The sequence below is a fragment of the Methylobacterium sp. B4 genome (assembly GCF_003201865.1).
GTDB lineage: Bacteria > Pseudomonadota > Alphaproteobacteria > Rhizobiales > Beijerinckiaceae > Methylobacterium.
This window is the reverse complement of sequence record NZ_QJJJ01000010.1, coordinates 136,589-149,596: the sequence shown is the minus strand read 5'-3', so window position 1 is coordinate 149,596 and position 13,008 is coordinate 136,589. Positions and strand designations below refer to the sequence as shown.

The 13,008-nt window shown below is 68.7% G+C and carries 11 protein-coding genes; 2 read left to right on the top strand and 9 right to left on the bottom strand.

Annotation, left to right across the window (positions count from 1 at the left end):
* Positions 1–74 precede the first annotated feature (74 nt).
* The 8 genes from cyoD to BY998_RS14530 form a co-directional block, all read right to left on the bottom strand.
* Positions 75–485 (bottom strand): cytochrome o ubiquinol oxidase subunit IV, encoded by a 411-nt coding sequence (gene cyoD / locus BY998_RS14565; RefSeq protein WP_110352331.1) that lies wholly within the window; start codon positions 483–485, stop codon positions 75–77.
* A complete protein-coding gene (gene cyoC, locus BY998_RS14560; protein ID WP_110352330.1) occupies positions 482–1,117 on the bottom strand; it encodes a cytochrome o ubiquinol oxidase subunit III in 636 nt (211 codons plus the stop codon). The genes cyoD and cyoC overlap by 4 nt, the downstream gene beginning before the upstream one ends.
* Before the next feature lie 5 nt (positions 1,118–1,122).
* A complete protein-coding gene (gene cyoB / locus BY998_RS14555) occupies positions 1,123–3,129 on the bottom strand; it encodes a cytochrome o ubiquinol oxidase subunit I (RefSeq protein ID WP_110352329.1) in 2,007 nt (668 codons plus the stop codon).
* 37 nt (positions 3,130–3,166) lie between these two features.
* Positions 3,167–4,366, bottom strand: coding sequence for a ubiquinol oxidase subunit II (gene cyoA / locus BY998_RS14550; protein WP_110352328.1), 1,200 nt, complete (start codon positions 4,364–4,366; stop codon positions 3,167–3,169).
* 79 nt (positions 4,367–4,445) lie between these two features.
* Positions 4,446–5,780, bottom strand: coding sequence for an MFS transporter (locus BY998_RS14545; RefSeq protein ID WP_110352327.1), 1,335 nt, complete (start codon positions 5,778–5,780; stop codon positions 4,446–4,448).
* Positions 5,781–6,075: 295 nt separating this feature from the next.
* Positions 6,076–9,135, bottom strand: coding sequence for an efflux RND transporter permease subunit (locus BY998_RS14540; RefSeq protein ID WP_110352326.1), 3,060 nt, complete (start codon positions 9,133–9,135; stop codon positions 6,076–6,078).
* A gap of 28 nt (positions 9,136–9,163) precedes the next feature.
* A complete protein-coding gene (locus BY998_RS14535; protein WP_245421594.1) occupies positions 9,164–10,303 on the bottom strand; it encodes an efflux RND transporter periplasmic adaptor subunit in 1,140 nt (379 codons plus the stop codon).
* On the bottom strand, positions 10,300–11,466 hold the full coding sequence (locus tag BY998_RS14530) for an efflux RND transporter periplasmic adaptor subunit (RefSeq protein ID WP_110352325.1): 1,167 nt from the start codon (positions 11,464–11,466) through the stop codon (positions 10,300–10,302). Before BY998_RS14530 ends, BY998_RS14535 begins: the two co-directional genes overlap by 4 nt.
* A gap of 231 nt (positions 11,467–11,697) precedes the next feature.
* On the opposite strand from BY998_RS14530, the gene BY998_RS14525 reads away from it, so the two are divergent.
* Positions 11,698–12,258 (top strand): TetR/AcrR family transcriptional regulator, encoded by a 561-nt coding sequence (locus tag BY998_RS14525; protein WP_110352324.1) that lies wholly within the window; start codon positions 11,698–11,700, stop codon positions 12,256–12,258.
* A 207-nt stretch (positions 12,259–12,465) separates the two neighbouring features.
* Positions 12,466–12,663, top strand: coding sequence for a hypothetical protein (locus BY998_RS14520; RefSeq protein WP_110352323.1), 198 nt, complete (start codon positions 12,466–12,468; stop codon positions 12,661–12,663).
* Between the two features lie 31 nt (positions 12,664–12,694).
* On the opposite strand, the gene BY998_RS14515 is transcribed toward BY998_RS14520, so the two are convergent.
* Entirely contained in the window at positions 12,695–12,925 is a 231-nt protein-coding gene (locus tag BY998_RS14515; protein WP_110352322.1) for a hypothetical protein, read from the bottom strand.
* Positions 12,926–13,008 lie beyond the last annotated feature (83 nt).

The following is a 13,008-nucleotide window of genomic DNA, read 5'->3' as shown; positions in this document are numbered from 1 at the left end:
GGATCCGGGCGAGGAGCGAGCGCCCCCGCCCGGGAGTGGAAGCCTCGGGCGAGGACGAGCGGTCGGGCGACGCGTCAGGGGGCGTGGCGCATGTCCTCGACGGAAGTCGGCATCATGTTGCTGTTCAGGTGGTGCATGACCCAGATCGAGCCGCACAGCGTGATGACCACGATGGTGATCGTGAAGATCAGCGCCAGGAAGGTCCAGCCGCCCTCCGACTTCGTGTTCATGTGCAGGAAGTAGATCATGTGGACCACGATCTGCACCACGGCCAGCCCGAGGACGACGACGCTCGTGACGAGCTTGTCGCCGAGAACGTCGCCCATCACCAGCCAGAACGGGATCGCGGTCAGGATGACGGACAGGACGAAGCCCGTCACGTAGTCCTTGAACGAGCCGTGGCCGTGGGCGTCCTGCCCGTGGCCATGCGCATGGCCATGGCCGTGGCCATGGCCGTGGTCGTTGGCGTGCGCTGCCCCGCTCATTGCAGGACTCCCATGAGGTAGACGAAGGTGAAGACGCCGATCCAGATGACGTCGAGGAAGTGCCAGAACATCGACAGGCACATCAGACGGCGCTGGTTCTCGGCGATCAGCCCGCGCTGGCGCACCTGGATCATCAGGATCACGAGCCAGACGATGCCGAAGGTGACGTGCAGGCCGTGGGTTCCGACCAGGGTGTAGAACGAGGACAGGAAGGCGCTGCGCTGGGGCGTGGCGCCCTCGTGGATCAGGTGCGCGAACTCGTAGAGTTCGAGCCCGACGAAGGCCGCGCCGAACAGGCCGGTCACCGCGAGCCAGAGTTGCGTCCGGGCGATGTTGTCCTTGGCCATCTCCAGCATGGCGAAGCCGTAGGTGATGGAGGAAAACAGCAGCATCGACGTGTTCACCGCCACCAGGGACAGGTCGAACAGGTCCTTGGGGGCGGGCCCGGCCGCGTAGTTGCGGCCGAGCACGGCGTAGGTGGCGAACAGCACCGCGAAGATGAGGCAGTCGCTCATGAGGTAGATCCAGAAGCCGAGCATCGTGCTCCCTTCCGGGTGATGCTCGCCTTCGAGATCGAGGAAGACGCGGTCGTCCGCGCCGTCGCCCAGGCTTTGAGTCGCGTGAGATGCCATGGTGCTCAGGCCCGTACCGCCGCCAGCGCCTCGGTCCGCTGCGCCTCGGTGCGGGCGACCGTATCGGCGGGGATGTAGAAGTCGCGGTTGTAGTTGAAGGTGTGGATGATCGAGACGGCGAGCGTCGCCGCGAAGGCAAGAGCCGCCAGCCACCAGATGTACCAGATCATCGCGAAGGAGAAGGCGATGCTGATGACGCCCAGGATCACGCCGGTGGCGGTGTTCCTGGGCATGTGGATCGGCTTGTAGCCGGCCATCGGCCGCTGGAAGCCGCGGGCCTTCATCTCCCACCACGCGTCGAGGCCGCGCACCACGGGCGTGAAGGCGAAGTTGTAGTCCGGCGGCGGCGAGGAGGTGGACCATTCGAGCGTCCGGCCGCCCCAGGGATCGCCGGTCACGTCGCGCAGCGCCTCGCGGTTTTTGATCGAGACGGCGAACTGCACGATCATCGCCCCGATGCCCAGCGCGATCAGGCCCGCGCCGATGGCGGCGACGACGAACCACGGCTGCAGGGAGGTGTCCTCGAAGTGCTGGACGCGGCGGGTGACGCCCATGAGCCCCAGCACGTAGAGCGGCATGAAGGCGACGTAGAAGCCGATCGTCCAGAACCAGAAGCTGACCTTGCCCCAGAACTCGTCGAGCTTGAAGCCGAAGGCCTTCGGGAACCAGTAGTTCACGCCGGCGAACATGCCGAACAGCACGCCGCCGATGATCACGTTGTGGAAGTGCGCGATCAGGAACAGCGAGTTGTGCAGCACGAAGTCGGCCGGGGGCACGGCGAGCAGCACGCCGGTCATGCCGCCGATGGTGAAGGTGACCATGAAGCTCACGGTCCACAGCATCGGCACGTCGAAGCGGATCCGGCCGCGATACATCGTGAACAGCCAGTTGAAGATCTTGGCGCCCGTCGGGATCGAGATGATCATCGTCGTGAGGCCGAAGAACGAGTTCACGTTGGCGCCCGAGCCCATCGTGAAGAAGTGGTGCAGCCACACGAGGTAGGAGAGGATCGTGATGACGACGGTCGCGTAGACCATCGAGGTGTAGCCGAACAGGCGCTTGCCGGAGAAGGTCGAGGTCACCTCGGAGAAGATGCCGAAGGCGGGCAGGATGAGGATGTAGACCTCCGGATGGCCCCAGATCCAGATGAGGTTGAAGTACATCATCGGATTGCCGCCGAGGTCGTTCGTGAAGAAGTGCGTGCCGACGTAGCGGTCGAGGGTCAGCAGCGCGAGAACGGCGGCGAGGATCGGGAAGGCAGCGACGATGAGCACGTTGGTGCACAGCGAAGTCCAGGTGAAGATCGGCATCTTCATCATGGACAGGCCCGGCGCGCGCATCTTCACGATGGTCGCGATCAGGTTGATGCCCGACAAGGTCGTGCCGATGCCTGCGATCTGCAGGCCCCAGATGTAGTAGTCGACGCCGACCCCCGGGCTCATGTCGGCCCCCGAGAGCGGCGGGTAGGCGAGCCAGCCGGTGCGGGCGAACTCGCCGATGAAGAGCGAGATCATCACGGTGACGGCGCCGGAGACCGTCATCCAGAAGGAAAAGTTGTTGAGGAAGGGGAAGGCGACGTCGCGCGCGCCGATCTGCAGGGGCACGACGTAGTTCATCAGACCCGTGACGAAGGGCATTGCCACGAAGAAGATCATGATCACGCCGTGGGCGGTGAAGATCTGGTCGTAGTGATGCGGCGGCAGGTAGCCCTCGTTGGCACCGAAGGCGATGGCCTGCTGCGAGCGCATCAGCAGCGCGTCGGCAAAGCCGCGCAGCAGCATCACGAGCGCCAGCACGACGTACATGATGCCGATCTTCTTGTGATCGACCGAGGTCAGCCAGTCGCGCCAGAGCGGACCCCAGAAGCGGAAATAGGTGATCGTGGCGAGCACGGCGATGCCGGCCACCACGACGCCTGCGAAGGTGACTTGCAGGATCGGCTCGTGGAACGGGATGTCCTCGAGGGTGAGGCGCCCGAACAGGAGCTTCTGCAGATCCGGGTTTGAGAACATGGGTCGAACTCGTCCGTGAATCCGGGGCGGCGACGGATCAGTTGTTGGTCTGGTCGGGGGCGGTGTGGCCCTGGCCACTGCCCTCGTGGGTCTTGTCGGCGTCGGGCGTTTCGCTCTTCGGCGCGCGGTGCGAGGCGGGCGTGGTCGCGCCCGGTGCCTCGTCGCCCCGCTCCGTGTGGCGGTTGTCGTATTGCAGCCGCGCGGCGTTCTCGCGGCTGTCCTTGCCGGCGCCGCCCTTGGCGTCGATCGTCATCATCTCGCGCATGCACATCTTGCCGGGGACGGCGCACATGTTGACGATCGAGCCGAACAGGCCGTCGGTGAAGGAGCCGTAATAGGTGACGGGCACCCGCTCGCTCGGGCGCTCCAGCTCCAGATAGGCATCGCGGGTCAGCTCCGAACCCTGCTGCTTCACTTTGGCGACCCACTGGTCGAAGCCGTCGCCGTCGAGCCCGTGGAACTTGAACGTCATGCGCGAGAAGCCGGTGCCGCTGTAGTGCGAGGACAGGCCGTCGAACTCGCCCGCCCGGTTGATCACCGCGTGCAGCTTCGTCTCCATGCCGGGCATGGCGTAGATCATGCCGGCCAAGGCCGGGATGTAGAAGGCGTTCATCACCGAGGAGGCGGTGATCTTGAAGCTGATCGGCCGGTTCACCGGCGCGGCCAGCTCGTTGACGGTCGCGATGTTGTATTCGGGGATGAAGAACAGCCACTTCCAGTCGAGGGCGACGACCTGCACCTCCAGCGGCTTCACGTCCGCCGCCACCGGCTTGCCCGGCTCGATGCGCGAGAGCGGCCGGAACGGGTCGAGGGTGTGGGTGCTGATCCAGGTCAGCGCGCCCAGCGCGATGATGATCATCAGCGGCGCGGTCCAGATCACCACCTCGAGCCCGGTCGAGTGGTCCCAGTCGGGGTCGTGGCGGGCCTCCGTGTTCGAGGCGCGGTAGCGCCACGCGAACAGCAGGGTCAGCGCGATCACCGGCACGATGATGAGCAGCATCAACCCCGTCGAGGCCAGGACGAGGTTGCGCTGCTGCATGGCGATGTCGCCGGAGGGCTGCATGACCACGAGGTTGCAGCCGGCCAGAAGCCCGAACAGGGGCAGCAGGACGAGGCCCCGCAGGAGCCGGGAGGCGGAGCGGATCGGGGAGCGTGCCACGGAAGGGGCCGCGGCGCGGGAGAGCGCGCGTGCCTTTGGCGGACGGAGGGCGGTCATGGCCACGAATCTTCGTTCCATCGCAAGGGCCACGCGGGTCTCGTCCCGCGCGGCGACGGTTCGGGTCTCCTCCCGCGGGTGCCCCCGCGGAACGGACACATCACATCTGACGCATCTCGGAACGGTCGAGATACAGCGCGAGCAGCGTCGCCAGGGCGCCCGACAGCAGGTAGACGCCGACCATGGCCAGCCCGTAGGCCGTGGAGAGGTACAGCACCACCAGCGGCGCGAACCCCGCGCCGAACAGCCAGGCGAGGTCCGAGGTCAGAGCCGCACCGGTGTAGCGGTAGCGGGCCCCGAGCCGCGAGGTCACGGCGCCCGCGGTCTGGCCGTAGGACAGGCCGAGCAGCATGAAGCCGATATTGACGTAGATCGTCTGGCCGATGGCGTTCTCGCCGAAGATCAGCGGCGCCAGGATGCTGCCGCAGGCGAACGCGGCGATGAGCCCGGCGCTGATGATGAGCAGGTTGCGCCGCCCGATCTGGTCGGCGATCAGGCCCGAGGCGGCGACCGCGCCGGCGCAGATGATGGCGCCGGAGAACTGCACCATCAGGAAGTCGCCGGCCGAGCGCTCGCTCGACAGGGCGAGCCAGGCGATCGGGAAGATCGTCACGAGGTGGAACAGGGCGAAGCTCGCCAGCGGCACGAAGGCGCCGATCCACACGTCGAGGGCGTGGTGGCGGGCGAGATCGACGATGCCGACCGGCTCCAGGCGCCCCTTGTCGAGGAGGCGGGTGAATTCCGGGGTGGCGACGAGGCGCAGGCGCGCGAACAGGGCCACGACGTTGATGGTGAAGGCGCAGAAGAACGGGAAGCGCCAGCCCCAGTCGATGAAGTCTTCCGGCGTGAGGTTGACGGAGAAGAACGCGAACAGGGCGCTCGCCACCATGAAGCCGATGGGCGCGCCGAGCTGCGGGATCATCGCGTACCAGCCCCGGCGCTCCCGGGGGGCGTTGAGGGCGAGCAGGGAGGCCATGCCGTCCCAGGCGCCGCCGAGCGCGAAGCCCTGCGCGACCCGCAGCACCGCGAGCAGCTCGATGGCGACGACGCCGATCGAGTTGTAGCTCGGCAGGAAGCTGATCGCCGCGGTGGAGCCGCCGAGCAGGAACAGGGCGATGGTGAGCTTGACGCCGCGCCCGTGCCGCTGGTGGATCTTCATGAAGAAGATCGACCCGAGCGGACGGGCGACGAAGGCCAGCGCGAAGATGGCGAAGGAGTAGAGCGTGCCCGTCAGCGCGTCGGCGAAGGGGAAGAACACCTTCGGGAACACCAGCACCGAGGCGATGCCGAACACGAAGAAGTCGAAATATTCCGAGGCCCGGCCGATCACCACGCCGAGCGCGATGTCGTTGGGACTGACGTCGTGGTGGCTCATGGCCACCTGCGCGTCCCGCTCCAGGGATTGGGAATTGGCCGTGGCGTGGTCGGTGGTCATCGCGGGCAGCCGGCTCGACTGGGGGTGCATCGAAGCCGCCACCTTGGCGCGGCGTTCGGCATGTGCCTAGCGGATGGGCTTACATCCGCAAAGAGTATTTGGCGTCGCAACAGGCGGCACAGGCCGGCCATGCAACGAAAGCAGATCTAACGCGTTCGCGCGGGATATAAAGCATCACGTTACGCACGGAATGCATGATGTCGCCGAGCCGCAAGATTGGACAGCGACGCTTCCGTGCAGGGCGCGAACTTCGCTCGCGCCCTGCGGGCAGTGCCAGCGTGACGCGCGGCCAGGTTCAGTGCCCCCCGGCCGCCTCCCGCCGCGGCGCCTTGATCCGGTACCAGCCGACATAGAGCGCGGGCAGGAACAGCAGCGTCAGCAGGGTCGCCGCGAGGATGCCGCCGATCATGGCGTAGGCCATCGGGCCCCAGAACACCTCGCGGGCGATCGGGATCAGGCCGAGGCTGGCGGCCGCGGCCGTGAGCAGGATCGGCCGCATGCGGTGGCGCGTGGCCTCGACCACGGCGTCCCAGGGTTCCATCCCCTCGGCCTCGCATTCCTCGATCTGGCTCACGAGGATCACGGCGTTGCGCACGATGATGCCGATCAGGGCCAGGATGCCGAGGATCGCCACGAAGCCCATCGGCTTGTCGAAGAGCAGCAGGGCCGGGACCACGCCGATCAGGCCGAGCGGCGCCACGGAGAACACCAGAAAGAGCTTCTGGAAGCTCTGGAGCTGGATCATCAGGAAGAAGGCCATGGCCAGCAGCATCACCGGCACCACGGCCGCGATCGGTCCCTGGCCCTTGCCCGCCTCCTCGACCGCGCCGCCGGTGGCCAGGGTGTAGCCCTCCGGCAGCGCCTCGACGTAGGCGTCGATGGCGGGCTGGAGCGCGGCGACCACGGTGGGCGGCTGGGTCGCGTCGTTGATGGTGGCGCGCACCGTCAGCGTCGGCACCCGGTCGCGGCGCCAGACGATCGGCTGCTCCAGATCGTAGTCGATCCGGGCAAAGGCCAGGATCGGCACGACGGAGCCGTTGGAAAGGGCGACCTGAAGGCTCTGGAGCGTGTCGAGGGAGGTGCGCTCCACCGTGCGGGCGCGCCCCACCACGTTCACGAGGTAGATCGAATCGCGCACCTGCGTGATCGCCTGACCGCCCACGACGCCGTTGAGGATGCCGGCGATGTCCTGGCTGGTGACGCCGAGCTGGCGCGCCTTGTCCTGGAGGATCTCGACGCGCAGCACCTTGCCCGGCTCGTTCCAGTCGAAGGTCGGCACGGCCAGCCGCTTGTCGCTCGCCACCACGTCGGCGAGCTTGAGCCCGAGCCGGCGCACCTCCTGCACGTCGGGTCCCGAGAGGCGGTACTGGATCGGGCGGCCCACGGGCGGGCCGAGATTGAGCGGCTGCACCAGCACGTCGGTGCCGACGAAGTCGTGCCGGCCGATCTTCTGCAGCCGTGCGACGACCCCATCGCGGATCTCCAGCGACTTCGTGACGATCACGATCTGGCCGAAGAAGGCGTTGGCGAGCTGCTGGTCGAGCGGCAGGTAGAAGCGCACCGCGCCCTGACCGACGTAGGAGCTCCAGCGCTCGATGTCGGGATCGTCCTTCAGATGCGCCTCGAAGCGGTCCATCTGCGCCCGGGTCTCGGCGATGGTGGCGTTCTGCGGCAGCGTCAGGTCGACGAGCACCTCGGAGCGGTCGGAGGAGGGGAAGAACTGCTGCTGCACGTGCCCCATCCCGACCACGGCGAGCCCCATCAGCGCGACGCAGACGATCACGGTGATCCAGCGCAGCCGCATCGCCACCCGCAGCACCGCCATGAAGGCGCGGGTGAACAGGCCCTGTCGCTCCGCATGATGCTTCATGGTCTTGGGGAGAAGGGTCACGCCGAGCAGCGGCGCGAACAGCACCGCGACCACCCAGGAGACCAGGAGCGAGGCGGCGATGACGACGAAGAGCGAGTAGGTGTACTCGCCCGCCGAGGAGCCGTTGAAGCCGATCGGCAGAAAGCCCGCCACGGTCACCAGCGTGCCGGTGAGCATCGGGAAGGCGGTGGAGGTGTAGGCGAAGGTCGCCGCCTTCTTGAGGTTGTCGCCGAGTTCGAGGCGGGCCACCATCATCTCGACGGTGATCATCGCGTCGTCGACCAAGAGCCCCAGGGCGATGATGAGGGCGCCGAGCGAGATGCGCTGGAGGGTGACGCCCATCACCTGCATGACCACGAAGACGATGGCGAGCACGAGCGGGATCGAGATCGCCACCACGAGGCCCGCGCGCAGGCCCAGGCTCACGAAGCTCACGACCAGCACGATCACGACCGCCTCGACCAGCGCCTTGGTGAAGCCGCCGACCGCCTCCTCGACGATCTTGGGCTGGTCGGAGACGAGGTGGATGCCGACGCCGATCGGCAGCTTGCCCTCGATGACGTGCATGCGCTCCTTGAGGTCCTCGCCGAACTTCAGGAGGTTGGCGTTGGGACGCATGGCGATGGCGAGCCCGATCGCCGGCCGGCCGCCGACGCGGAACATCGCGGCGGGCGGATCCTCGTAGCCGCGGGAGATCTCGGCCACGTCCGCGAGGCGGAAGAAGCGGTCGTTGAAGCGGAGATTCACGTTGCGCAGCGAGTCCTCGGAGGAGAACTGGCCGCTCACCCGCAGGGAGACCCGCTCCGGCCCCGCCTGGACCACGCCCGAGGCGGCCACCGCGTTCTGCGATTGCAGCGCCCGGATCAGCGCCTGGATGTCGATGCCGTAGCCCGCGAGCTTGCGGGTGGAGAAATCGAGATAGATCGTCTCGCCCTGTACGCCCATCAGCAGGGTCTTGCCGATATTGGGCACCTTGAGCACCTCGGTGCGCACGCCCTCGACGTAGTCGCGCAGCTGCCGGTGGGTCAGGCCGTCGGCGGTGAAGGCGTAGACGTTGCCGTAGACGTCGCCGAACTCGTCGTTGAAGGACGGCCCCCGCACGCCCTCGGGGAAGGTGTGCTGGATGTCGCCCAGGCGCTTCCTCACTTGGTAGAAGGCGGGCTGAATCTCCTCCTTGCGCGTCGTGTCGCGGAACTGGACGAACACCGTCGCCTGGCCCGGCGTGGTGTAGCTCCTGACGTAGTCGAGGGCGTTGATCTGCTGGAGCTCCTTCTCGATCCGGTCGGTGACCTGATCGAGCGTGTCCTTGATCGTGGCACCCGGCCAGCTCGCCTGGACCACCATGGTCTTGATGGCGAAGGGCGGATCCTCCTCGCGGCCGAGGCGTGAATAGGCCATCACCCCGGCGACCAGGCAGACGAGCATCAGGAACCAGACCAGCGAACGGTGGCCGAGCGCCCAGTCGGAAAGGTTGAAGTCCTTCACGCGCGAAACCTTTCGCAGAACCTGCCGTTCAGGGCCGGTCGTCGGCCAGCCGCACGGATTGGCCGTCGCGCAGGGAGTGGACGCCCGCCACCACGACCCGCTCGCCGGGCTTCAGCCCCGCGCGCACGGCGATGCGCCCGTCCCCGTCCGGCCCCTCCTCGGCGAGGGTGACGTCGCGGCGCTCGACACGCCGCTCTCCGCCCGCCTCCCCCTGTCCGCCCGCCCCCGGCACGATCCAGACCGAGCGGCGCCCGTCGGCCTCGAGCAGCGCGGTGGCGGGCAGGTTGATGCGGGCCTCGGTGCGGCGCTCCAGGGAGACGGTGATGGTCGCGCCCAGGCGGAAGGCGGGACCGGGCTCCTCCAGCGTCAGGCGCACGCGGCGGGTGCGGGTGCCGGATTCGGCGAAGGGGGCGACCTCGCGCACCCGGCCCCGCGCGGTGATCTCCGGCGCGCTCTGGAGCACGACCGTGAACAGCCCGTCCTTCGGCATGGCGCCGGCCAGCGTCTCGGGGATGTCGACCACGGCCTCGCGGGTCTCGGGCCGGGCCAGCGTCACGATCCCCTGCCCCGGGCTCACCACCTGCCCGATCTCGGCCAGCCGCTGGGTGACGACGCCGTCGAAATCGGCGTGCAGCTCGGTGTAGCCGATCTGGTCGCGGGCCTTCTGCAGGCTGGCGCCGGCCTGGGCGAGGCGGGCCTGGGCGGTGTCGCGCCGGGCCACCGCCCCGTCGAGCTGGGCCTGGGCGACGTTGCCGCCCTCGATCAGGCGCCGGGTGCGCGCCTCGGTGGCCGTCGCGTTCTCGGCCTGGGCCTTCGCATCGGCGAGTTCCGCCTCCGCCCGGCTGAGATCGAAGCGCGAGACGATCGGGTCGAGGGCGGCGAGCCGCTGGCCCTTCTTGACGACGTCGCCGACGGTGACGTCGCGCGCCACCACGCGGCCGCCGATCTGGAAGCCGAGCTGGGACTGGTAGCGCGGCTCGACCGTGCCGGCGAAGGGGCCGAAGACCTCGCTGTCGGTGGGCTTGGCGAGCGTCGTCAGCACCGGCCGCACGGGGGGCGGGGGCGGCTCCTGGGCGGGCTGGCAGGACGCCAGAACGGGGGCGAGCACGAGGGTGAGGACGGGTACGAGGATGTGGGCGGAAGCGCCCGGAACGGTCGGAGGCCTCATCGTCCGCCCTCCCCTTGCGCGGCCAGGGCGACCCGCTGGCCGGGACGCAGGAACTGGATGCCGGCCACCACCACGTTCTCGCCGGGCTCGACGCCGCCCCTGAGCACGATGTCGTTGGAGCCGTAGCGGTCGATCTCGATCGTCCGGATCGAGACGGTGCGCGCGGTGGCGTCGTAGATCCAGACCGCCGGCCGGTCGTCGGAGCGGTAGAGCGCCGACCAGGGCAGCACCACCGCCTCGCGGGAGACGAAACGGCCCCGGCCGATCACCACGGCGCCGAGCGACATGGCGGGCGGCGTCTGCTCGAGCCCGACCTTGACCCGCACCGTGCCGCTCGCCGCATCCACGGTCGGCGAGATCTCGCGCACGGAGCCCGTCGCCCCCACCGCGAGGTCGGATTGGAGCGTGACGTGGATCGTCTTGTCGCCGGGCGGGTTGGCGGTCAGCGCCTCGTAGACGTTGAACACCGCGTCCCGCGGCCCGTCCTGGGCGAGCACCATCACCGCCTGGCCCGCCTGCACCACCTGCCCCACTTCGAAGGTCCGGCTCAGCACGATGCCGGGCACGCCCGCGCGCAGCTCGGTGTAGGAGAGCTGCTCCTCGGCGGTTCCCAGCGCCGCCTTGGCGGAATCGACCGCGGCCTGGGAGGTGCGCAGTTGCTGCTCGGCGTTGTCGTAGGACGGACGCGTCGTGTAGCCGCCGCTGATGAGCTGCTTCTGACGCTCGAAGGTGACCTTGGCCTGGGTGAGCTGCGCCTCCGCCGAGACGAGGGCGGCGCGGGCGTTGTCGAGGTTGGCCCGCTGCACCAACGGCTCCAGCACAGCGAGCACTTGGTCGGCCGTGACGTGGTCGCCGACCTCGACCCGGCGCTCGGCGACCTTGCCGTTGGTGCGGAAGGCGACGTTGGTCTGGGCCTGGGCCTGGATGTCGCCGGTCAGCACCACGTCCGAGGCGACCGGGCCCTTGCGCGCCTCGCGCACCCGCACCAGCACCACGGAGGGGTCGTCCGCCTCCGGCAGGGCGGCCGGGGCGTCGGCGCGCACCGCAGAGAGGGCCTGCGCCCCCGCCGGCCGGCTCGGGAGGACAGGCGCCAGGACGGCGGCGCCCGAGACGGCAGCCAGGGCGGCGGAGAGGAGAACGGCGGGACGGAGCCGTGAGAACATCGGCCGAGGTTCCGAACAGCGGGGCGAGGCACGCGTCTTTCGCGCAGCGGGCGGCTTTCGCGGCGCAGGCCTATCGCGTATCTTACCAACCGTCCAGACGGTATTTTTCTGCACGGGCGCGGCGGCCCGCCGGACCTGTCGGAAAAATCGCTCGTTTGGTCAGGAACTTAGCGCACCACCTCGGACCTTGTATCCAGACACAGGGCCGGAAGCGGCGTTTCGGGAGCGATCATGTCGCAGAGGACGCGCAGCCGGCGCGACGACCGTGCAGAGGTGATTCTCGACGCGGCCGGCGCGGTGCTGCTGCGAGGCGGAGCGCGGGGGCTGACCATCGACGCCGTGGCCGCCGAAGCGGGCCTGAGCAAGGGCGGCGTGCTGCACCATTACGGCTCGAAGGACGCGCTGATCCTCGCCCTCGTCGCGCGCAAGCTCGCGGATCTACGCGCCGGCATCGCCGCCTGCGAGGCAGAGCAGCCGCCGGGGCCATCCGGGCTCGCGATGGGCATGATCGCCCATCTGCGCCGCAGCTACTGCGAGGACGACGACTTCACCCGCGCCCTCCTGCTCGCCTCGGCCGAGAACCCGGAGGCGCTGGCCGGCTACCGCGCCTTCGTGGCCGAGCGGCTGGAGCGGTTCGACGCCGCGCGGGGGGCGCCGGGCGTCGGGGCGGCCCTGTTCTTCGCGATCCTCGGCGTCGTGATGGGACGCACGCTCGGCTTCCACAATCTCGACGCGTCGGAGATCGAGCCGCTTCTGAGCGCCCTGGAGCGCGCGGCCCGGGATCTCGACTGACGCCGCGCGGCACGCGGGGTCGTGTCCAGGCTGGTAGACACAAGATTGTGATGGAGAATTCAGTCCGGCCGCGTCGTCAGAGGAGCCGAATCGGGGCAACAAATGTTCGATCAGCGCGATTGCAAGCGTCGTGGGACGCGATCGAACCGGCTGGATCGTGCATGACGCGCCTCCGCCGCCCTCGACAGGCTCGGATCGGGAAGGACGATGCCAACGAACGACGCCGATGCCATCGCCGAGGCTGCCACGCTCTGCGCGGCCGCCCGGGCGAAGCTTCCGGCCTCGGGCTTCCACCGGCTCCGCGTCCTGCTCGACATGATCCTGCTCGATCTCACCCGCGAACGACCGGCCCCGCAGAGCGCCGCCCCGCCCCCCGGCCCGGCGGAGGAGCCGGACCGCCGCTGACAGGCCGGCCCCCGGGTCGTCTCCGCCCGAATCAGCCGTCGTCGATCTGGCAGACGAGCCGGATCGTCATGACGCTGTCCCCGTTCCCGTTGCGCACCGTCAGGACCAGGGTGCAGTCCTGGCTGTCCTCGGCTTCGGCGGCCATCAGCGCGGTCATGACGCGCAGGGCCTCCCGGCGCAGAGCCAGGGGCTCCCGGATCTCGCGGCCCACCTCATCCTTCAGATCGGTGCCGTCGTTGATGTCGAAGAAGTAACGCGGCATCACGCAAGCGCCGTAAGAGGTGGTGGTCAGCCCCGACCGAAAACGGGCCTCTTCGTGACGTAGTCCCTGCCCGCTCGGCGCGG

Coding starts and splice junctions, on each gene's coding strand:
- cyoB (WP_110352329.1), bottom strand. CDS start 3,129: ATGTTCTCAAACCCGGATCTGCAGAAGCTCCTGTTCGGGCGCCTCACC.
- cyoC (WP_110352330.1), bottom strand. CDS start 1,117: ATGGCATCTCACGCGACTCAAAGCCTGGGCGACGGCGCGGACGACCGC.
- cyoA (WP_110352328.1), bottom strand. CDS start 4,366: ATGGAACGAAGATTCGTGGCCATGACCGCCCTCCGTCCGCCAAAGGCA.
- cyoD (WP_110352331.1), bottom strand. CDS start 485: ATGAGCGGGGCAGCGCACGCCAACGACCACGGCCATGGCCACGGCCAT.
- BY998_RS14515 (WP_110352322.1), bottom strand. CDS start 12,925: ATGCCGCGTTACTTCTTCGACATCAACGACGGCACCGATCTGAAGGAT.
- BY998_RS14520 (WP_110352323.1), top strand. CDS start 12,466: ATGCCAACGAACGACGCCGATGCCATCGCCGAGGCTGCCACGCTCTGC.
- BY998_RS14525 (WP_110352324.1), top strand. CDS start 11,698: ATGTCGCAGAGGACGCGCAGCCGGCGCGACGACCGTGCAGAGGTGATT.
- BY998_RS14535 (WP_245421594.1), bottom strand. CDS start 10,303: ATGAGGCCTCCGACCGTTCCGGGCGCTTCCGCCCACATCCTCGTACCC.
- BY998_RS14530 (WP_110352325.1), bottom strand. CDS start 11,466: ATGTTCTCACGGCTCCGTCCCGCCGTTCTCCTCTCCGCCGCCCTGGCT.
- BY998_RS14545 (WP_110352327.1), bottom strand. CDS start 5,780: ATGACCACCGACCACGCCACGGCCAATTCCCAATCCCTGGAGCGGGAC.